Origin of the sequence: Micromonospora sp. NPDC048871 (assembly GCF_043198155.1) — a bacterium.
Lineage (GTDB): Bacteria > Actinomycetota > Actinomycetes > Mycobacteriales > Micromonosporaceae > Micromonospora.
Map to the genome: position 1 here is coordinate 68,669 of NZ_JBICUM010000002.1, position 18,920 is coordinate 87,588.

Genomic DNA, 18,920 nt, shown 5'->3' on the forward strand with positions numbered 1-18,920 from the left:
CGTAATGCCCCGCCCGGTCCGCCGCCAATCCATCCGATCGGATGAATGCCTGGTGGCCGTCCGACTGACCCTGGGTGAATCCGCATGGTGCCCTCAGTCACTGTGATCGTCCTCAAGGTGCGGAATCGGCAGAGATGACGTTTCCTTGTTGCGCGCGTCCAAAACCCACAGTTCGTTCTGTCGCCGCCACCGAAGTCGGCGCGTCCCTCCCTGCACGGACGGAGACTGATGTGACGACCCTGCGGATCGGCGGGCGTACCGCCACCGCCACGGACCGGTCCCACCGGCCCACCCTCATCTCACGAGCCCAGTTCCCGGCCCAGTCCGGCCCGGCCACACCGCCGCGCGGCCACCGCATCCTGATGCTGTCCTGGGAGTTCCCGCCGGTGCTCGTGGGTGGACTGGGTCGGCATGTGCACGCCCTGTCGGTGGCCCTGGTCGCCGCCGGGCACGAGGTCACCGTCGTCACCCGTCACGCCGAGGGCGCGCCGCTGGAGGAGTACGTCGACGGGGTGCGGGTGGTCCGCGCCGCCGAGGACCCGGTGACCTTTCCGCTGGCCACCGAGAGCCTGCTGGCCTGGACGATGGCGTTCAACCACACCCTCACCCGTGCCGCCCTGCGGGCCGCCCAGACCGGCGGGTACGACGTCATCCACGCCCACGACTGGCTGGTCGCGCACACCGCGATGACCCTGCGCGATCACCTCGACCTGCCGCTGGTCAGCACCATCCACGCCACCGAGGCGGGTCGGCACCAGGGCTGGTTGCCCGGCGAGATGAACCGCACCATCCACGGGGTCGAGCAGTGGCTCGGCAGCGAGTCCACCCGGGTGGTGGTCTGCTCCGGTTACATGCGCGAGGAGGTGACCGGCCTGTTCGGGGTGCCGGCCGGTCGGGTCGACGTGGTGCCCAACGGGGTGGAGCCGCACCGCTGGCGGGTACCGGCCAGCGCGGTGGCGCAGGCCCGGGCCCGGTTCGCCGGGGAGGGTCCACTGGTCACCTTCGCCGGCCGACTGGTGTACGAGAAGGGGGTGCAGCACCTGCTCGCCGGGCTGCCCCGGCTGCGGGAGCGGCACCCCGGGCTGCGCGCGGTGATCGTCGGCGACGGCCCCTACCGGGGTGAGTTGGAGGCCGACGTGCACCGGCTGGGTCTGGCCGACACGGTGAGTCTGCCCGGGTTCCTCGGTGGGACGGACCTGCCGGCGGTGATGGCGGCCTCGGACTGCTTCGCGGTGCCCAGCATCTACGAGCCGTTCGGCATGGTCGCCCTGGAGGGGGCCGCCGCCGGTGCACCACTCGCGGTCGCCGAGACCGGCGGCCTCGCCGAGATCGTCGAGCCGGGCGTCACCGGAGTGACCTTCCGTCCACATGACCCGCAGGCGTTGACCGACGCGGTGCACGGCCTGCTGGCCGACCCCGAGCACGCCCGGACCCTGGCTCGACGGGCCCGGGTGATGGTGCACGAGCAGTACGGGTGGGCGGCGATCGCCAGCCGCACCGCCTCCGCGTACGCCTCGGCCATCGCCCAGGCCCCCACGGTCGCCGCCGAACGCGCGGCGCAGCAGATGGCCCACGGTCGGCCACGCCCGTCGGTCCCGGAGGGCAACCTGCTCGCCGCCGCCGGCCTGCGCTGACCCCTCCCACCCGCCGGTCATCGCGCCTCCGGGGTTCCTGCCTCCGCGCGCCGCGCACTGCCTGCCGGCGACGTCGCTGCCTGCGGCGTCGCCGGCCACGGGCGATCGCCGTCTCTGGCGTCACCGGCCGTGGGGTTGCCATTTGCGGTGTCGCCGGCCATGGGGTTGCCGTCTGTGGCGTCGCCCTGCGGCCATGGCGGTGCCGAGGGTGATGTGGCGGGCGGGAGTAGGAACTCCCCTGCTCCCCCTTTGCTCTGCTTCAACCCACGCAACGGCCCTTGAGCTGCATGGATTCGGCGGACGGGCGCGGGCGGTGACGCCACCACCGACACGGTCGGTGACCTGTGCGTGGGTTGAAGCAGAGCAAAGGGGACGGAGGTGGGGTGGTTGGGCGGCGGCGCCGGTACGGACGGTAACGGCGTCGGGGCTGAGGGCGGGACGGCTTCACGGCACGGGCGTCGATGCGGGGTTGCGGCAGGGTGCGGTCAGCGGGGACTCGGTGGCCGTGAGGGCGGCCTCGGGGCCGTTCGGGTAGCCGAAACTGTCGTTACGATCTTGCATCCGCACTGGTCAACGGTCGTTCACATCCGACAGACTCGCGTACATCCAGCGGGGGCGGGTCGAGGAGGATGCAAGTGCGGGTGCTCCTGGTGGAAGACGATCTGCGCGTATCGGCGGGGCTGGCCTCGGCGCTGCGACGACGGGGGCACGAGGTGGTGCAGGCGCTCACGGCCGCCGAGGCGGCCGAGGCCGAGCCGGTCGATCTCATTCTGCTCGACATGAATCTGCCCGACCGGGACGGTCTGGAGGTGTGTCGGCGCATCCGTCAGCACAACGAGGAGGTCGCGATCATCGCGGTCACCGCCCGGGCCGAGGAACACGACCGGGTGGCCGGGCTGCGCGCCGGTGCCGACGACTACGTGGTGAAGCCGTTCTCGATGGTGGAGTTGCAGGCCCGCATCGACGCGGTGATGCGCCGGACCAGCCGTACCGTGCGGGCCACGACCGCCCTTCAGGTGGGTCCGCTGCGCATCGATGTCGACGCCCGCCGGGTCTGGATCGACAAGCGCGAGATCGCGCTGTCCCGCAAGGAGTTCGATCTGCTGGTGGCGCTGGCCCGGCAGGCCGGCACGGTGGTGCCCCGGGACCGGTTGCAGTTGGAGGTGTGGCAGACCACCTGGGCCACCCGGCACAACCTGGACGTCCATGTGGCAGCTCTGCGGGGCAAACTGGTCGACGCCGGACTGGTGGAAACCGTACGGGGGGTCGGATATCGGCTGCGGGTCGACTGAGCCGAGGGTGGCCGCTGCCGCCAACCTCAGATCATCCTCAAGATTCCCAGCCTCCTACCCCGCGACAGGCCCACGGCGGGTGTGCTGTTCGACACCCAGCCATACCTCCTGTTTGGAGATCCTTTTGAGATACAGACGGACAAGGGCCGGTGTCTACTCCAGCCTGCTCGCCGCCGTTCTCGCGGTGACGGCGTTGCCCGCCCAGGCGCACGGCCAGTCGGCCGGCACCGCTGTTCAGACCCAGGCGGAGCCGAACCAGGTTCAGAACGTGAGCGTCGTCCAGGGCGACGGTTACGCCACCCTGGCCTGGACCCACGTCGACGGAGCCACCGACTACCAGATCGAGCGGACGCCCGTCGCAGAGGATGGCACCGCGACCGGCAACGGCACGATCGTCGGCCTCTGGCGGCCGAACCGCCAGATCAACAACGACAAGCCGACCTTCGCCGACGCCGGGTTCGTTCCCGGTGACCGCTTCCAGTGGCGGGTGCGGGCGCGGTTCGGCACCGAGGCGCAGCCGTACTCGGCCGCGGTCACCGCTACCACCAAGCCGCACTGGGGCGACCCGAACATCCCGGGTCAGAACCTGCGGACCCAGTGGGAGGAGACCCTCGGCGCGCAGTACACCAGCGACGTCAACGAGTACGCGTACACCGCGGCCATCGACGAGCTGAGCGACCGGGTGCGCGTGACGGAGATCGGCCGCACCGTCCACAACCGGCCGATCAACATGTTCATCATCGGCTACCCGAAGCCGCCGGCGACCCCGGAGGCCGTGGCCGCGACCAGCCCGCTGGTCGTCAACTGCAACGTGCACGGCAACGAGCCGGGCGACCGTGAGGCGTGCTTCATCATGGCGCGCCAGCTGGCCTTCACCCAGGACCGGAGCACGCTCGACCTGCTGTCGAAGACCACCGTACTGATCGTCCCGACGATCAACGGGGACGGCCGGGCGGCCAACAGCCGGGGCAACTCCACCGGTCAGGACCTCAACCGGGACCACTCGCTGATCCGTCAGCCGGAGACCCAGGCCTTCGCGGAGATGGTCCGCGACTACCGGCCGATCGCCGGCTACGACGGCCACGAGTACGGCAACAGCAACACCGGTGACCTGCCGATGCTGTCGCCGCGGCACGCCAACGTGGCCCAGGGCATCTTCGACGAGTCGCAGGACATGATCGAAGGCCACATGTACACCGAGGGCGCCAAGGACGGCTGGTGGGCCTGCCCGTACGGCTGCACCGCCGGTGCCACCGTCGGTCTGGGTCAGGAGACCATCCTGCGCAACACCCTCGGCCTGAAGAACGTGGTCAACTCGCTGCTGGAGCTGCGCAGCTCCGGTGGCCCCACCCGGCCGGGCGAGACCAACACCGCCACCAACCGCCGCCGCAAGACCTACTCGGGGCTCTGGACCTTCAACCAGTTCTTCCAGTACCACGGGGCGGCCCTCAAGGACCTCAACAAGGCTCGGGCCGACGCGATCAAGTTCCAGTCCGCGAACACCGGACCGATCGTCCTCGAGGGCTCCCGGGAGATCAAGGCGTACCCCGCCCCGCACCCGGGTGAGGCTCCGCCGCCGGTCGACGCTCCGCGCGAGGAGAACATCCTCAAGCACGCGCCGTGCGCGTACAAGCTCACCGAGGAGCAGTACAACGGTGCCCGCACCGACGGTCCGGGCGGCCAGGGCACCACGGTGGCCCAGCGGCTCGCCGCGCACGGCTGGAAGGTCATCAAGACCGCCGACGGTTACATCGTTCCGCTGTCCCAGCCGCAGCGGGGCCTGGTGCCGCTACTGCTCGACGAGCAGGCCGTCGCCGGCCTGGTCGCCGGCGAGCGGATCATGCCGACCGTGACCGGTACCCGCAAGGGTGCGCTGACGGTTTCCGGTGTCACCTGCATCGCCGACGCCACCGTGCGGGGCGCGATCACGGTGAAGAAGGGTGCCACGCTCATCGCCACCGGCAGCACGATCAACGGTCTGGTCCACGCTGACCGCGCGGCCGGGTTCGTGCTGACCGACAGCAAGGTCAACGCGATGGTCAACGTGCTCAACACCGCCGGCCCGGTCATCATGGTCGGCAACAAGATCAACGGCTCGGTGCTGGTGCACGGCACCAAGGCCAGCGGCCCGGCCAACGTGGCCAACGGCGTCATCGGGGCGCCGCTGGTGGCGGGCAACAACCTCACCGGTCTGCTGACCTGCACCAGCAACGCCGTCACGCCGGTGAACATGGAGACCCCCAACACCGTTCGGGGCTTCAAGATCGGCCAGTGCGCTCGCCTCTGAGCCGCTGACCGTCAACTGGTAACAGACGTACCGGCAGGCCGGTTCCGCGCCCGGCCTGCCGGTACACCAAGTGCGGAGTGGAGAACACCGTGACCGACGTCTTCCTCGACACCATGAGGCCGACACCACGGCGGGTCCGACGGGCCGGCCCGGCCACCGGGTTGGCTCTGGCCACGCTGCTGGCGGTCACGGGGTGCACCGGTGACAACGCGACGGGCGACGACGGGATCACGCCCGTCGCGTTCACCCTCACCGGTCCACTCTGCGCCGAGCTGCCGGCGGGCGCCGAGCCGGGGAACCCGGAATCGCTCGCCGGCATGCCCGCCGACCAGGCCGTGCAGTGGATTCCCGTGCTGACCACCTTCGACGCGGCGGTCCGGGCCACCGGCCTGGCCGGCGAGCTGACCGGGGTGACCGTGTTGGCGCCCACCGACGACGCGTTCGCGGAGAAGTTCTCCCGGACCAACCTCGACGAACTGCTGCTGCACGACACCGACGAGCTACGTGAGTTGCTGCGCGAGCACCTGGTGACCGGGCCGATGTCGGTCTCCGAGATGGTCGCCGCCGGCACCGTGCGGACCCTCGCCGAGGGCGAACTCACCGTCACCGCTCAGGGTTCGGGGGCCCGGTTCGGCACCGAGGCGGAGACCCTGTGTGCCGACTACCAGGCGACGAACGCCCGAATCCATGTCATCGACCACGTCCTCGGGTCCCTGCCCACCACGGCCGGCGGCGAGGACGATCATCCGTACCACTAGCCCGCGGGGCAAAACCCCCTCCTCGCGGACCACGACGGCCGCCGACCCCGGATCGGGGCGGCGGCCGTCGTGTTGTGTCGTCGCTTGTTAAGAAGGGGCCCCTTCTCTACGCCAGGCGTTAAGAAGGGGCCCTTCCTTACCGGTCAGCGGTTGTCGAGCGGGAGGTAGTCGCGTTCGGTGGCGCCGGTGTAGACCTGGCGCGGCCGACCGATCTTGGTCTCCGGGTCGTTGATCATCTCGCGCCACTGGGCGATCCAGCCGGGCAGCCGGCCCAGGGCGAACAGCACGGTGAACATCTTCGTCGGGAAGCCCATGGCCTTGTAGATCAGGCCGGTGTAGAAGTCCACGTTCGGGTAGAGGCGCCGGGAGACGAAGAAGTCGTCGGCCAGGGCGATCTCCTCCAGCTGCATCGCGATGTCCAGCAGCGGGTCGGGCTTGGCCATCCGGCCGAGCACGTCCTGGGCGGCCTTCTTCACGATCGCGGCCCGCGGGTCGTAGTTCTTGTAGACCCGGTGGCCGAAGCCCATCAGCTTGACGCCGTCCTGCTTGTCCTTGACCTTGCGGACGAAGGACTGCACGTCACCGCCGTCGGCCTGGATGCGCTCCAGCATCTCCAGTACGGCCTGGTTGGCACCGCCGTGCAGCGGGCCGAACAGGGCGTTGACCCCGGCGGAGACCGAGGCGAACAGGTTGGCGTTGCTGGAACCGACCAGGCGTACGGTCGAGGTGGAGCAGTTCTGCTCGTGGTCGGCGTGCAGGATGAAGAGCATGTCCAGCACCCGGGCCATCACCGGGTCGACCTCGTACGGCTCGGCCGGCACCCCGAAGGTCATCCGCAGGAAGTTCTCCACGTAGCCCAGCGAGTTGTCCGGGTACAGCAGCGGCTGCCCGATGGACTTCTTGTAGGCGTACGAGGCGATGGTCGGGACCTTCGCCATCAGCCGCACGGTGGACATCTCCACGTGCTGGGCGTCGAAGGGGTCCAGGCTGTCCTGGTAGAAGGTGGAGATGGCGCTCACCGCGGAGGAGAGCACCGCCATCGGGTGGGCGTCCCGGGGGAAGCCGTCGAAGAACCGGCGCATCTCCTCGTGCAGCAGCGAGTGCCGCCGGATCCGCTCGCTGAACTCGGTAAGCTGCGCGCTGGTCGGCAGCTCACCGTAGATCAGCAGGTAGGAGACCTCCAGGAAGGAGCTCTTCTCGGCCAGCTGCTCGATCGGGTAACCCCGATAACGCAGGATGCCCGCATCCCCGTCGATGTAGGTGATCGCGGACGAGCAGGCGGCGGTGTTGACGAAACCGGGATCGTACGTCGTCAGTCCGGTTTCCTTCAGGAGCTTGCCCACACCGATGCCGGCGGGGCCCTCGACCGCGGAATGTACCGGCATCGACAGCTGCCCGCCGGAGTGATCGAGCTTGACTTCCGTCATGTGTTTCCTCGCTTCGCCGGCAGATCTACGTTGAATTGCCTTCGCTTCTACCGTAATTGCGGTTGCGACAACACCGCTCGCCGTGGTTCTGCGGTGAGGTATGCGTCACCCGTTTCCCGAGCGGCCGGCAGGGAAACCCCGACGATCGGGACAGAAAGGAACGCAGAGCGCCTCTGAGACGGAAATCGGCGGCCGAAAAAACACTGTTCGGGAACTCAGTCAAGACCCGTTTGGCCAGCTCCGACGGTTCAGGAGATGGCTAGCTGCCGGAGGGTGCCGGCCGGATCGAACAGGTACAGATCCAACTGATTCGCCCCGGCCCGGAAAAAACGGTCGTCGGCGAGCAGGGCGGCGAAGCGCCTGCCTCCCGGATCGGGGGCGACCACCGGCACCACCGAGGCCACCGTGCCGTTGACGGCCACCGCCAGCAGGGTGCCGTCAGGCACCTGTTCGGGCAGGGTGCCCCAGATCAGCGCCGGCAGTTCGCCACTGTCCGGGTCGACCGCCCGGAAGCCGTCCTGACCGGCCAGGCGTACGGTGCCGCCCATCGGGGCCTCGCCCACGGCGGTGCCGACCAACGGATGCGGGGCCGGCGGGGGCAGGGGGTCCGGCACCCCTGCGGGCAGGGTGAGCGGTTCGGCCGGCTGGTCGTAGAACACCTTGGCCTCGGCGCGCGGCGCCTGGCGGGCGGAGCGGCCGTCTACCGACCAGGGCAGCGAGATGGCGGCCTCCTCGGCGACCGTGGGCAGCAGGTCGACATGCTCCCAGTTGCGGTCGTCGACCCGGCCGGCGCGCTGCCCCGGGGTCTTGAGGAACATCGGTACCCAGGCCACCTCGTTCGGGGCGGCCCGGATCGAGTCCAGGCCCCGCCCCTGCACCCCCTTGGTGAAGCTGACCCCGTGGTCGGCGGTCACCACCACCAGGGCCTGATCCCACAGGCCGCTCTCGCGCAGCTTCCGCAGGGTCTCGCCGATCAACCGGTCGGTGTAGCCGAGCTGCGCCAGATGACGGGCCCGGGCCAGGTCCACCCAGCCCTCGCCCTCGTTGGGGAACTCCTGTGGAGCGTGATACCGGGCCCCGGAGGGCAGGTACGCCCACGGCGAGTGCGGCATGAGCAGGTGCAGGAAGTGCAGGGTGGGGCGGGCGCTCGGGGTCAGACCGTTGAGGAAGCTGGTGAACCGGGCCGGCTGGTGGACGTTCAGGCTGTCCCAGCGGAACTTCGGATCGTCCGGCACCGGTTCGGCGGAGTCGATGCCCACTTCCTCGGCGGTGCGTTCCCGGTAGGAGTTCTCCGGGTCGATCCGGCTGTCCCGCGGGGCGGTCACCTGACCCAGCAACCGGCCGGTCTCCCGGACCAGCACCCCCAGGCCCTGCTCCGGCAGGACCGGCTGCTCACAGCGGCTGGGCGGGCAGAGCCGGGTGATGCTCTCCTCGGCGCGGATGTCGTACAGGCCGCCGAAGGCGGTGAACAGGTTGTCCGGGTAGTGCGAGTAGTGCGGGGCGGACGGCTGGGCCGGGTAGCGGCCGGTCAGCATGGCCGGCAGCGCGTACGGGGTCCAGCCGCTCACCCCGGTCGCGTTGCGGTACCAGGTGGAGGCGGCGGCCAACTCGGCGAAGTGCGGGAACCGGGCGGCGTCGATCCCGCCGTCCGGGCCGAGCAGGGAGACCAGCGGCAGCTCGTCGAGGACCAGCATGACCACCGGCGGGTGCAGGTTGCCGGTGGCGGTGCCGGCCGCGCCGCCCTCACCCCGGGGCAGCACCACCGGCCCGGTCGGTGAGGCGAACAGGAACAGCCCGACGAAGATCAGCGGACCGATGCCGGCCACCCGCAGCATGCGGCTCGGGACCCGCCACCGGCGATGGGCGTACGCCCCGGCGGCACCGACCACCCCGGCCAGCACCAGCAGGGGTACGCCCCGCAGGGGGGTCAGCTGCCGGCCGACCTGCACCGCCAGGGCGGCGACCAGCAGGCCCACCAGCACGGAGTGGGTGGCCGTGCGGACCCGCAGACCGAACACTCCGCTGACCAGGCCGAGCAGCCCGACCGCCATGGTGGGCAGCACCGCGATCAGGGCCACCAGCAGCAGGATCTCCCGGCGGTCGGCGCGGTGGAACAGGAAGAAGTCCGGGCTGCGACCGAGCACGTCCAGCAGCGGCTGGGTGATCACCAGGCCGAGCAGGGCCGCGACCTCCACCATCCGAGCGACCTCGCTCCGCCAGCCGCCCCACCCCCACCACCGGCGGGCTCGCGCCTCGGTGCCGGGCTGGTCAGCCACCCAGGGCCACCTGGTACAGGGTGCGGGTGCCCGAGGGCAGCTCCAGCCGGTCGGTGACGGTGCCGTGCGCGGCCAGCAGGGCCTCGAAGGCCTCCCGCCGGTAGTCCGGGAAGAGTCCGTCGGGTTTGTTGGCCAGCAGCCGGCGGGCCATCGGGTCCTGCGGGTGGACGAACTCCACCACCAGCCGCCCGTCCGGGGCGGCCAGGGCGGTCAGGCACTCCACCACCTGTGGCAACGGCACGTTACGGCCGATCGCCAGGTGGTGCACCAGGGCCAGGGCCAGGACGGTGTCCGCGCGGGTGCGGGCGGCGAAGGAGGCCCGTTCGACCCCCCGCCAGCCGCCGCCGGGCGACGGGTCGGCCAGGTCCATCACCAGTGGCAGCACCCGACCCTCCCCCTCCTCCCGCAGGGTGCGGTAGAGCCGGTCCACCACGGCCGGGTCCTGTTCCACCGCCACGACGTAGTCGGCGTGTGCGGCGGCGATCCGGGAGTACCGGCCGTCGTTGGCACCCAGGTCGAGCACGAGTCGCCGCCGGGTGGCGCCGGTCAGGGCGGCCGTGACGAACCCTTCCTTGGCCGCCCGGTCGGCCTCGGAGTAGCCGCAGGTGCGCTGGTAGTCGACCCAGTGGCTGGTCGGCGGCGAGTGATCCAGGCGCCGGACCAGCTTCTCCATGCCGCGTACGGTGGCCAGGGCCAGCTCCCGGCCGTACCCGGCGTCGCGCAGTTGGGCGCGGACGTCAGTGGTGGTCCGGGCGGCGTTGCGGCGTTGCACGCTGCCGTGCAGGTGCACATGGGTGAACACCCCGGGCAGCAGGCGGCGCACCCCACGGAACAGCCGACCCATCTGGTCCGGTGCTATGCCGTCGACCTGGGCCCGCAGCCAGGGCTGGAAGTCGACCCCCAGGTGGGCGGTGAGCAGCAGCGGGTAGAGCAGGGTCTGGCAGAACTGCCGGTAGCCGGCCCAGGGCTCCCCCTCGACCAGCGGGGCGAACGATCCCACGTCGATGAAGACCGGTCGGGTGCCCCGCCATTGCAGGTTGTACGCCGAACCGTCCTTGGTGGTGAAGCCCGCCGGCAGGGCCGCCCGGAGGATCTCCAGGTGCAGCAGGGCGGCGTCACGCAGCATCGTGACGGACCACTCGTAGGGGTGGGAGACGAACGGAATGCGTTCGTGTCGCAGGACCGCCGCCCACCCCTGGGGGGCGCTCGCGCTCGGCAGCTCCTCGGTGCCGCAGACCTTGCCGTCGGCCATCAGGGCCGGGAAGAAGTCGGTGCCGCTCAGGGCCCGCCAGTGTCCCGCAGCGGTCTCGTCGAGCCCGCGCAACACCTGGACGCCGGCGTGGAAGACCTGGTTGGCCGGGTCCCGGAAGGAACCGGGCTCGGCCCGCAGCCCGGTGCCGGGCGGCGCGGAGGCGGTGCCGGGTCGGTCGGTGTCGGGCGGTGCGGGGTGGTGCAGGTGCGGGAGCGCCATGCCGATCAGCTCTGGTCGGTGGGCTGGCGGCGGAACCGGCTGACCAGTCTGCGCCAGTAGAGCTTGGCGGCCACCGCGACCCCGGCGACCCCGCCGATGACCGCCTGCACGATCAGGCTGCCGGATCCCGCGTCCAGGTAGGCCAAGTGGTTCACCGACCGCTCCTTCCCCTCGCCGTGTCGAATCGCCACCCCGACCAGGAAAGCTGACATTCAGGATTTATCTGGTCGAGCCGGACTTCTGCCACCGTACGCCGAGCTTCGCCGCCCTGTCGGGCAGAACGCCCACATCCCCTGTCCGTTTCGTTCAAGACGGTGACCACCGCTCGGTCGTAGCCTGCGGCCATGACCCCAGAACTGGATCTCATCGGCATCGTCAGCACGGACCTGGCCCGCAGCCTGGCCTTCTACCGCCGGCTGGGCCTCGACATCCCACCCGAGGCGGAACGGGAACCCCATGTGGAGGTACGGCTGCCCGGCGGTCTGCGCCTGGCCTGGGACGACCTGGACACCATCCGCTCCTTCGATCCGGACTGGACTCCCCCGGTCGGTGGCGCGCGGGTGGCCCTGGCCTTCCGCTGCGCCGACCCCGCCGAGGTGGACCGCTGGTACGCCGAACTCACCGCCGCCGGGGCCCACGGTCACCGGCCGCCCTGGGACGCGGTGTGGGGGCAGCGGTACGCGGTCGTGCACGACCCGGACGGCAACGCCGTCGACCTCTTCGCCCCACTCCCCACCCCCGAGGGGTGAGCAGCTGCCTTCCCCCGCGTGGGCCCGGTTCAGTCGGTGAGCAGGGCGGTGGGGGCCACACCGGCCAGGGCCCGCACCTCCCGGGTCAGGTGCGCCTGGTCGGCGTAGCCGGCCCGGGTGGCCACCTCGGCCAGGGACACCCCGGACCGGGCCAGGGCCAGGGCCCGGCGCATCCGCAGGATCCGGGCCAGGGTCTTCGGGCCGTACCCGTACAGGTGTCGGCTGTGTCGCAGCAGGCTGCGCGCGTCCAGGCCGACCCGGGCGGCGGTCTCGGCCACGGTGGCCCCGGCGGCCAGGGCGGCGGACACCCGCCGGCCCAGCGGATCCGGCCCACCGCAGGCCCGCAGTCGCCGCACCGCCTCCGCCACCAGGACCGCGCCCACCCCGGCAGCACCCGGGGTGCCGAGGCCGGCGGCGTCCGCTCCGCCCGGCGGTGACCCGGCGGGCCTCGACACGGCGGCGTCGGCGGCGCGGTCGGCCAGGGCCCTGGTCGCTCTGGCGCCCCAGAGGTCGGCGAGGGGCACCCGCCGGTCCCGCAGCTCCACGGCCGGGATCCCGAACACTGCCGGACCGACCCCGGGTGGCAGGCGCAGCCCGACCCAGTCCTCGGCCGGCGCGCTCTGGTTGAGGTAGGCGGTCCGGTCCGGCCCGGCGACCAGCAGTCCGGCCCGGCTGGACCAGAGCAGATCCAGGCAGCCGTCCGGGAGCACCCGCACGGGTCGCGGCTGTGCCGGGGCGGTGCTGCTCCACAACACTGCGCCGGCAACCCCGGCCGGACCTTCCCGGTACACGCCGTCAGTCTGCCCCGCCGAGGGTCGGGTTCGGCAGTCGGACGGTGAACACCGTACGGCCGGGTCGGCTGTCCAGGGCGACAGTGCCGTGGTGGGCGGCCACCACGGCGGCGACGATGGCCAGGCCCAGGCCGGTGCTGCCGTGGGTACGGGAGCGGGAGCTGTCCCCCCGGGCGAACCGTTCGAACACCTCGTCCCGCAGTTCGGGGGGAACCCCGGGGCCGTCGTCGGTGACACTGAGTTCGGCGGCCTCGCCGACCAGCCGCAGGCCGGTGGTGACCGTGCTGCCCGGCGGGGTGTGCACCCGGGCGTTGGCCAGCAGGTTGGTCAGCACCTGGTGCAGCCGGGCGGGATCACCCGGTACCCGGATGACCTGGTCGGGCAGGTCGAGCTGCCAGCGGTGGTCCGGGCCGGCGACATGGGCGTCGCTGACCGCGTCGATGACCAGGGCGGTGAGGTCGACCGACTCCACCGCCAGGGGGCGGCCGGAGTCCAGCCGGGCCAGCAGCAGCAGGTCGTCGACGAGGTTGGTCATCCGGATACTCTCCGACTCCACCCGGCGCAGGGCGTGGGCCACGTCGGCCGGTACCCGGTCGTGGCCTCGGCGGGCCACCTCGGCGTAACCCCGGATCGCGGCCAGCGGGGTACGCAGTTCGTGGCTGGCGTCCGCGACGAACTGGCGTACCCGGGTCTCGCTGGCCTGACGGGCGGCCAGCGCGGCGGCGACATGCCCGAGCATCCGGTTCAGTGCGGCACCGACCTGCCCGACCTCGGTACGGGGATCGGTGTCGGCGGCCGGCACCCGCTCGGAGAGGGCCACCTCGCCGCGGTCCAGCCGCAGTTCGCTGACCCTACCGGCGGTGGCGGCCACCCGGCGCAGCGGACGCAGGGTGGCCCGGACGATCAGCGTGGCGGCGGTGCCGGCGACCAGCAGCCCGACGGCGGTGATCCCGGCCTGGGCCAGCACCAGCCATCCCACGGTCTCCTGGACCCCGGCCAGCGGTATCCCGAGCACCCGCACGGTGCCGGCGGTGGAGGTGCGGGCCACCAGCCGGTAGCTGCCCCGGTCGCCGAGGTCGCGGCTGTGCGCGCGGCCGTCGGCGGGCACCGTGGCCAGGGCGGCCACCTCCTCGACCGGTACCGCCTGCTCCTGCCGGTCGGCCAGGGTCCACGCCTCGGTTACCTGTCCGTCGACGATCCGGGCGTTGATGGTGCCGGGCGGGAATCCGCGCGGCACCCGAATCTCGGACCAGGCCGGGGTGCCCGGTCCGGGTTCCCCCGACGGCCCGCCGCGCATACCGGTCATCGGCAGCAGTTGCTCGTCCACCCGGGAGATCAGGAACTCCCGCAGCGCCGCCGTGGTGATCCCGCCGATGGCCAGGCTGACCACGGCCAGCAGGGCCACCAGGGTGACCACCAGCCGGGTACGCAGGGACCAGCCCGCCAGCCAGCGCCGCAGCATCCCTCACTCCGCCGGTTTGAGCAGGTAGCCGGCGCCCCGCAGGGTGTGGATCATCGGCTGCCGACCGGCGTCGATCTTCTTGCGCAGGTACGAGATGTACAGCTCGACCACGTTGGCCTGGCCGCCGAAGTCGTAGTGCCACACCCGGTCGAGGATCTGCGCCTTGCTCAGCACTCGACGGGGATTGCGCATCAGGTACCGCAGCAGTTCGAACTCGGTGGCGGTCAGGGTGATCAGTTGGCCGTCCCGGCGGACCTCGTGGCTGTCCTCGTCCAGGGTCAGGTCCCCGACGGTCAGCACGGACTCCTGTTGGGCGGTGACGGCGAAGCCGGAGCGGCGCAGCAGGGCCCGCAGCCGGGCGATCACCTCCTCCAGGCTGAACGGCTTGGTCACATAGTCGTCCCCGCCCACGGTCAGCCCGGCGATGCGCTCCTCCACCGCGTCCCGGGCGGTCAGGAAGAGCACCGGCACCGACGGGTTGTCCGCACGCAGCCGGCGGAGCACCTCGAAACCGTCGAAGTCGGGCAGCATCACGTCGAGGATCACGGCGTCGGGCTGGAACTGTCGGGCCAGTCGGAGGGCATCCGTGCCGTCCCCGGCCGTCCGCACCTGCCAGCCCTCGTAGCGCAGGGCCATCGACAGCAGGTCGGTCAGGGTCGCCTCGTCGTCGACCACCAGCACCCGGACGGGTTCGCCGTCGGGCCGGCACAACGGCACCCGACCCGGCCCGTTCTCCCTCTCGGTCATCATGGCCTCATCGTGGTCCGGCACGCGGGAGGCGACCTGTGCGGATCCTGTGGGCCGGCTGTGGGTACGGGCGGCTCACTCGCTGGCCCCTACCGGGTCGGTGCGCACGAAACGCATCGTCCAGGCGGTTCCGTCGGGACGCTGGCGGGCGTACAGATGATCGGCGGCCGGGGTGGGCGCGGCCTCCGGGCGACGCAGCACCCACAACCGGGGCGGCGCACCGTCCGGACCGGCGGGTAGTTCCCGCACCAGGTCGTGGGCCGGGCCACCGACAAAGCGTACGGTCACCTCACTCATCACCCGTTCCCCTCCAGACTCCCTGGTATCGCGGCTCCCCGGCTCGCACGCTAACGCACTGACCGCCGACAGAAGCCGGTTTGCCCTGATCGGAGGTGGGGTACCGGTGCCCGAAGGCGGGTGCGGCAGCCGGGCAGGCACCCGGCGAAGGGCAAGGGGCGGTCGATGAGAACGCTGGACGGGCGGTACCGGCTCGAACAGCGCATCGGCGTCGGTGGGATGTCCGAGGTGTGGCGGGCCCACGACACGGTGCTGGACCGGCCGGTGGCGGTCAAACTGGTGTCACCGGACCAGCCGGACTCGTCGGTGGCACGCATCCAGGCCGAGGCCCGTTCCGCCGCCCGGCTGGTGCATCCCAACATCGCCAGCGTGCACGACTTCGGCACCTGCGCCACCATCCCCGGCCGGGAGACGCCGTACCTGGTGATGGAGCTGGTGCAGGGCGAGACCCTCGCCGCCCACCTGCGGGTCGCCCCGCTGGACTGGCGCATCGCGGCCCGGGTCTGCGCGGAGGTCAGCGCCGCCCTGGCCGCCGCGCACGCGCACGGCATCGTGCACCGTGACGTGAAGCCGGCCAACGTGATGCTCACCCCTTCCGGGGCCAAGGTGCTCGACTTCGGTATCGCCACCCCGGCCGGTGCCACCGAGACCATGCCGGAGGGCATGGTGGTCGGCACTCCGGCCTATCTGGCCCCGGAACAGCTGCGTCGGGCGCCCATCACCCCGGCGGCCGACATGTACGCCCTCGGGGTACTGCTCTACTGCTGCCTGACCGGGCGACTGCCGTACGCGGCCGACAGTGTCACCCAGTTGCTGGGGCCGGACCGGCGGCAGCCCCCGCAGCCCCTGCCGGAGGTGCCCGGGCTGCCCGCCGAGGTGGCCGACATCTGCCGGCGCTGCCTGGCCGAGGAGCCCTCCCGGCGGCCCAGCAGCCTGGTCACCGCGCTGCTGTTGGCCGAGGTGGTGGACGCCCGGGTGTACGTGCCGATGCACGAGCCGCTGCTACCTCGACAGCGCCCGGCACCGGTGAGCCCCTGGACGGAGCGGGCCGCCGCCGCGGCCACCGAGGCGGCCGTCGGGGTGCAGTGGAGCCGCCACGGCGACTGACCTCCCGGTTTCACCGGGTCCGGCTCGGGTAGCCGGGCGGTGAGTGACGGGAGGAACGCGATGAGTTCCTGGCTTAACGAGGTTGCCGCCGTGACCGCCGAGGGCGGCCACATCCACACCGACGACGAGGCGCTGTCCACCGCCCTGGCCTCACCACTGGCACGACACTGCACCGGGCTGACCCCCTCGCAGCTGCTGGCCGCCGCGTACGCGTCCTGCCTGCACCATGCCGCCGTGGAGGCGGCCGGCGGGATCACCGACGAGGCACACACCGTGCAGGTACGCGCGGAGGCGAAGCTGGGCCGCGACGACGACGGGCGGTACCGGGCCGACGTGCACGCCTCGATCTCCTCAGCCGGGCTGAGCCGCCAGCAGCTGGCGGAGCTGGTCGAGCACGCCGACCGGCTGTGGCCCTTCTCCCGCGAGGACGGCAGCCGACACCGGCTGACGGTCAGCCCGGCGGAGAACGGGCGGCATTAGGCGATCGGGTGTCGCAGCCGGTCCGGCCCGGACCGGCTGCGGACGGACACCTCCAGCGAGTGGGTCGGGGTGGCGGCTGGGCCGACCGCCCCATCAGTGGCTTCCGCAGGGCCGACAGCGGGGTGGGCCGTTCGGTGGAGGCGATCAGGGGGACCGTTCATTGACCCAAGATCACCTTTTCCGGGCAGTTGTTGGTGACATTACGGTCATTGCCGAAATAGCCGGTTGGCGCAATTTGTGAGCCACCGGAACGAATATGGAGTTTCACCCGGCCGTTAGCCGCAAATTGTGACGCATGCCATCAACCCACCCGATGCCAGCGCGCCCTGGGCTCTCTAACCTCGGCGAATGCACCCCGACGACGACATCGACCAGACGCTGCCCCCACAGCAACCGGCGAGCCTATCGGCCGACGGAGCATCATCCGAACGGGCCGGCAGGCACCGCGCCACCCTCCCGGGCATCCGGGCCCGGCTGGGTGGTACCCGGCTCCGGGTGGCCCTGGCCACCGGCCTGACCTGCTGCCTTGGGGCGACCGCGGTGGCGGTGGCGGCTGTCCGCGCAACCGACGAAGGCCCGCGGGCACAGGTCGCCGAGGCGGTGGCCGACCGGGCCCGGCTCGTCGAGGAGGGCCCGGCCTCCCGGTCCCTGGCACGCAGCCCCTCGCCCACCCCACCGGCCAGCCCCAGCCCTTCGGCCTCCCCCTCGGCCAAGCCGTCAGCCACCCCGAAGCCGAAGAAGACCACCGCCAAGCCGACCCGACCGCCCCGCCCCAAGCCGGTCGCCGGGCTCACCCAGGTGCAGATGGACAACGCCAAGGTGATCGTGGACGTCGGGGTCGAGATGAAGATCCCCCGCAAGGGCCTGGTCGTCGCCGTGGCCACCGCCATGCAGGAGAGCACCCTGCTCAACTACGCCAGCGGGGTGCTGCCGGAGTCCCAGAACTACCCCCACCAGGCCATCGGCTGGGACCACGACTCCGTCGGGCTGTTCCAGCAGCGTCCGAGTAGCGGCTGGGGCACCGTACGCGACCTGATGCGTCCCGCATACGCGTCCCGCGCCTTCTACGAGGCCCTGCTCCAGGTGCCCGGCTGGCAGCAGATGGCCGTGACCCTGGCGGCCCAGGCCGTGCAGGTCTCCGCGTACCCCTACGCCTACGCCCAGCACGAGCAGCGGGCGGAGACCATCGTCGCGGCGCTGCTCAGCTAGGCGCCGGTCAGGGCCGCTGCTTGGGCAGTACGACCACCCGGCCGAAGAACTCGTCGATGCGGTGCACCACATCGTTGAAGTCGTCGAGATCGATCGGCTTGGTGACGTACGCGTTGGCCTGCAAGGTGTAGCTGCTGATGATGTCGGTGTCGGCGTTGGAGGTGGTCAGCACGACGATCGGGATGCTGCGCAGGTCCGCGTCGCCCTTCACCTCGCCGAGCACCTGGCGCCCGTCCATCCGGGGCATGTTCAGGTCGAGCAGGATCACGTCCGGGCGGTGAGCCCCGCTGTGCCTACCCTCCCGGCGCAGGAACTCCATCGCCTCCTGGCCGTCGCCGACCACGTCGATGACCTTTTCGACGTCCGAGGTCGCCAACGCTTCCTCGATCATGAGCACATCACCCGGGTCGTCGTCCACGACGAGGATGCGAACCGGGTCATGGGTACGAGCGGCCATCATTACCTGCCTCAGGTCGGCGAGGACGGGATCGACGATCCCATACTGGCGGGAATCTAGCCCATTCCGGCACTGTCGTCCGGGCCCGGGTCGGCAGTACCGTACCCGAGCACATCGGCCAGTCCGGTCACCTTGAGCACCCGTTCCACCCGACCCCTGGCGCCGGTGATCCGCAGCCAGCCACCCTGCGCCGCGGCACGGTTGTCACCACGGACGAAGACCGCGATCCCGGTCGAGTCACAGAAGGTCAGGTCGGACAGATCGACCAGCAGGCGCCGCTGCCCCGCCGCGGCCAACCGGTCGATCGCCTCGTTGAGCTCCGGGGCACTGCTCATGTCGAGCTCACCGGCGAGACACAGGCGGGCCGGCCCTTCCGCGTCACGACCGGCGTACGTGACGGTCAACGTCACGGCAATCCCCTCTCGCCGCCTGAGGACGAATGCTTGCAGTGGGCGAAGTATAGAGCGCGCCGCCGG

The 18,920-nt window shown here is 71.4% G+C and carries 18 protein-coding genes; 8 read left to right on the plus strand and 10 right to left on the minus strand.

Annotation, left to right across the window (positions count from 1 at the left end):
- The first annotated feature begins 230 nt into the window (after positions 1-230).
- The 4 genes from ACGFIK_RS04915 (at position 231) to ACGFIK_RS04930 (ending at position 5,971) form a co-directional block, all read left to right on the plus strand.
- Positions 231-1,634 carry a glycosyltransferase family 4 protein gene (locus ACGFIK_RS04915; protein ID WP_327025468.1) on the plus strand — a complete coding sequence of 468 codons (1,404 nt, stop codon included), beginning with the start codon at positions 231-233 and terminating at the stop codon, positions 1,632-1,634.
- A 635-nt stretch (positions 1,635-2,269) separates the two neighbouring features.
- Complete coding sequence (locus tag ACGFIK_RS04920; RefSeq protein ID WP_393337747.1) at positions 2,270-2,926, plus strand: response regulator transcription factor; 657 nt, start codon at positions 2,270-2,272, stop codon at positions 2,924-2,926.
- 124 nt (positions 2,927-3,050) lie between these two features.
- A complete protein-coding gene (locus ACGFIK_RS04925) occupies positions 3,051-5,213 on the plus strand; it encodes a M14 family metallocarboxypeptidase (protein ID WP_327025466.1) in 2,163 nt (720 codons plus the stop codon).
- Positions 5,214-5,302: 89 nt separating this feature from the next.
- The gene (locus ACGFIK_RS04930) at positions 5,303-5,971 is read left to right on the plus strand and encodes a fasciclin domain-containing protein (protein WP_327025465.1); all 669 of its coding nucleotides are present in this window, start codon (positions 5,303-5,305) and stop codon (positions 5,969-5,971) included.
- A gap of 143 nt (positions 5,972-6,114) precedes the next feature.
- Here ACGFIK_RS04930 and ACGFIK_RS04935 read toward each other — a convergent pair whose 3' ends face one another.
- From ACGFIK_RS04935 to ACGFIK_RS04950, 4 genes are all read right to left on the minus strand, one after another.
- Positions 6,115-7,398 (minus strand): citrate synthase, encoded by a 1,284-nt coding sequence (locus tag ACGFIK_RS04935; protein ID WP_327025464.1) that lies wholly within the window; start codon positions 7,396-7,398, stop codon positions 6,115-6,117.
- Between the two features lie 248 nt (positions 7,399-7,646).
- A complete protein-coding gene (locus ACGFIK_RS04940; RefSeq protein WP_327025463.1) occupies positions 7,647-9,674 on the minus strand; it encodes a sulfatase-like hydrolase/transferase in 2,028 nt (675 codons plus the stop codon).
- A complete protein-coding gene (locus ACGFIK_RS04945; RefSeq protein ID WP_327025462.1) occupies positions 9,667-11,145 on the minus strand; it encodes a class I SAM-dependent methyltransferase in 1,479 nt (492 codons plus the stop codon). Before ACGFIK_RS04945 ends, ACGFIK_RS04940 begins: the two co-directional genes overlap by 8 nt.
- Before the next feature lie 5 nt (positions 11,146-11,150).
- Entirely contained in the window at positions 11,151-11,300 is a 150-nt protein-coding gene (locus ACGFIK_RS04950; RefSeq protein WP_171023063.1) for a hypothetical protein, read from the minus strand.
- Positions 11,301-11,489: 189 nt separating this feature from the next.
- On the opposite strand from ACGFIK_RS04950, the gene ACGFIK_RS04955 reads away from it, so the two are divergent.
- Positions 11,490-11,894, plus strand: a complete 405-nt coding sequence (locus ACGFIK_RS04955; protein WP_327025461.1) for a VOC family protein — start codon at positions 11,490-11,492, stop codon at positions 11,892-11,894.
- Positions 11,895-11,923: 29 nt separating this feature from the next.
- Here the strand turns inward: ACGFIK_RS04955 and ACGFIK_RS04960 are convergent, their stop codons facing one another.
- From ACGFIK_RS04960 to ACGFIK_RS04975, 4 genes are all read right to left on the minus strand, one after another.
- Positions 11,924-12,685: a helix-turn-helix domain-containing protein gene (locus tag ACGFIK_RS04960; RefSeq protein WP_327025460.1), complete on the minus strand. Its 762-nt coding sequence runs from the start codon at positions 12,683-12,685 to the stop codon at positions 11,924-11,926.
- A gap of 4 nt (positions 12,686-12,689) precedes the next feature.
- Positions 12,690-14,132, minus strand: a complete 1,443-nt coding sequence (locus ACGFIK_RS04965) for a HAMP domain-containing sensor histidine kinase (RefSeq protein ID WP_327027091.1) — start codon at positions 14,130-14,132, stop codon at positions 12,690-12,692.
- Between the two features lie 18 nt (positions 14,133-14,150).
- Complete coding sequence (locus ACGFIK_RS04970; protein ID WP_393338512.1) at positions 14,151-14,894, minus strand: response regulator transcription factor; 744 nt, start codon at positions 14,892-14,894, stop codon at positions 14,151-14,153.
- A gap of 75 nt (positions 14,895-14,969) precedes the next feature.
- Complete coding sequence (locus ACGFIK_RS04975; protein WP_327025458.1) at positions 14,970-15,191, minus strand: hypothetical protein; 222 nt, start codon at positions 15,189-15,191, stop codon at positions 14,970-14,972.
- 165 nt (positions 15,192-15,356) lie between these two features.
- Between ACGFIK_RS04975 and ACGFIK_RS04980 the strand changes: the two genes are divergently transcribed.
- The 3 genes from ACGFIK_RS04980 (at position 15,357) to ACGFIK_RS04990 (ending at position 17,987) form a co-directional block, all read left to right on the plus strand.
- Positions 15,357-16,298, plus strand: a complete 942-nt coding sequence (locus ACGFIK_RS04980; protein ID WP_327025457.1) for a serine/threonine-protein kinase — start codon at positions 15,357-15,359, stop codon at positions 16,296-16,298.
- 60 nt (positions 16,299-16,358) lie between these two features.
- On the plus strand, positions 16,359-16,778 hold the full coding sequence (locus tag ACGFIK_RS04985) for an OsmC family protein (RefSeq protein ID WP_327025456.1): 420 nt from the start codon (positions 16,359-16,361) through the stop codon (positions 16,776-16,778).
- 348 nt (positions 16,779-17,126) lie between these two features.
- Positions 17,127-17,987, plus strand: coding sequence for a hypothetical protein (locus ACGFIK_RS04990; protein WP_327025455.1), 861 nt, complete (start codon positions 17,127-17,129; stop codon positions 17,985-17,987).
- A 7-nt stretch (positions 17,988-17,994) separates the two neighbouring features.
- On the opposite strand, the gene ACGFIK_RS04995 is transcribed toward ACGFIK_RS04990, so the two are convergent.
- Both ACGFIK_RS04995 and ACGFIK_RS05000 read right to left on the minus strand, forming a co-directional pair.
- Positions 17,995-18,447 carry a response regulator gene (locus ACGFIK_RS04995; RefSeq protein WP_327025454.1) on the minus strand — a complete coding sequence of 151 codons (453 nt, stop codon included), beginning with the start codon at positions 18,445-18,447 and terminating at the stop codon, positions 17,995-17,997.
- Between the two features lie 53 nt (positions 18,448-18,500).
- A complete protein-coding gene (locus tag ACGFIK_RS05000; protein WP_327025453.1) occupies positions 18,501-18,854 on the minus strand; it encodes an STAS domain-containing protein in 354 nt (117 codons plus the stop codon).
- Positions 18,855-18,920 lie beyond the last annotated feature (66 nt).

Bases quoted from the DNA above. Each gene is read 5' to 3' on its own strand.
- ACGFIK_RS04935 (WP_327025464.1), bottom strand. From the start codon at position 7,398: ATGACGGAAGTCAAGCTCGATCACTCCGGCGGGCAGCTGTCGATGCCG.
- ACGFIK_RS04945 (WP_327025462.1), bottom strand. From the start codon at position 11,145: ATGGCGCTCCCGCACCTGCACCACCCCGCACCGCCCGACACCGACCGA.
- ACGFIK_RS04955 (WP_327025461.1), top strand. From the start codon at position 11,490: ATGACCCCAGAACTGGATCTCATCGGCATCGTCAGCACGGACCTGGCC.
- ACGFIK_RS04970 (WP_393338512.1), bottom strand. From the start codon at position 14,894: ATGACCGAGAGGGAGAACGGGCCGGGTCGGGTGCCGTTGTGCCGGCCC.
- ACGFIK_RS04975 (WP_327025458.1), bottom strand. From the start codon at position 15,191: ATGAGTGAGGTGACCGTACGCTTTGTCGGTGGCCCGGCCCACGACCTG.
- ACGFIK_RS04980 (WP_327025457.1), top strand. From the start codon at position 15,357: ATGAGAACGCTGGACGGGCGGTACCGGCTCGAACAGCGCATCGGCGTC.
- ACGFIK_RS04985 (WP_327025456.1), top strand. From the start codon at position 16,359: ATGAGTTCCTGGCTTAACGAGGTTGCCGCCGTGACCGCCGAGGGCGGC.
- ACGFIK_RS04990 (WP_327025455.1), top strand. From the start codon at position 17,127: ATGCACCCCGACGACGACATCGACCAGACGCTGCCCCCACAGCAACCG.
- ACGFIK_RS04995 (WP_327025454.1), bottom strand. From the start codon at position 18,447: ATGATGGCCGCTCGTACCCATGACCCGGTTCGCATCCTCGTCGTGGAC.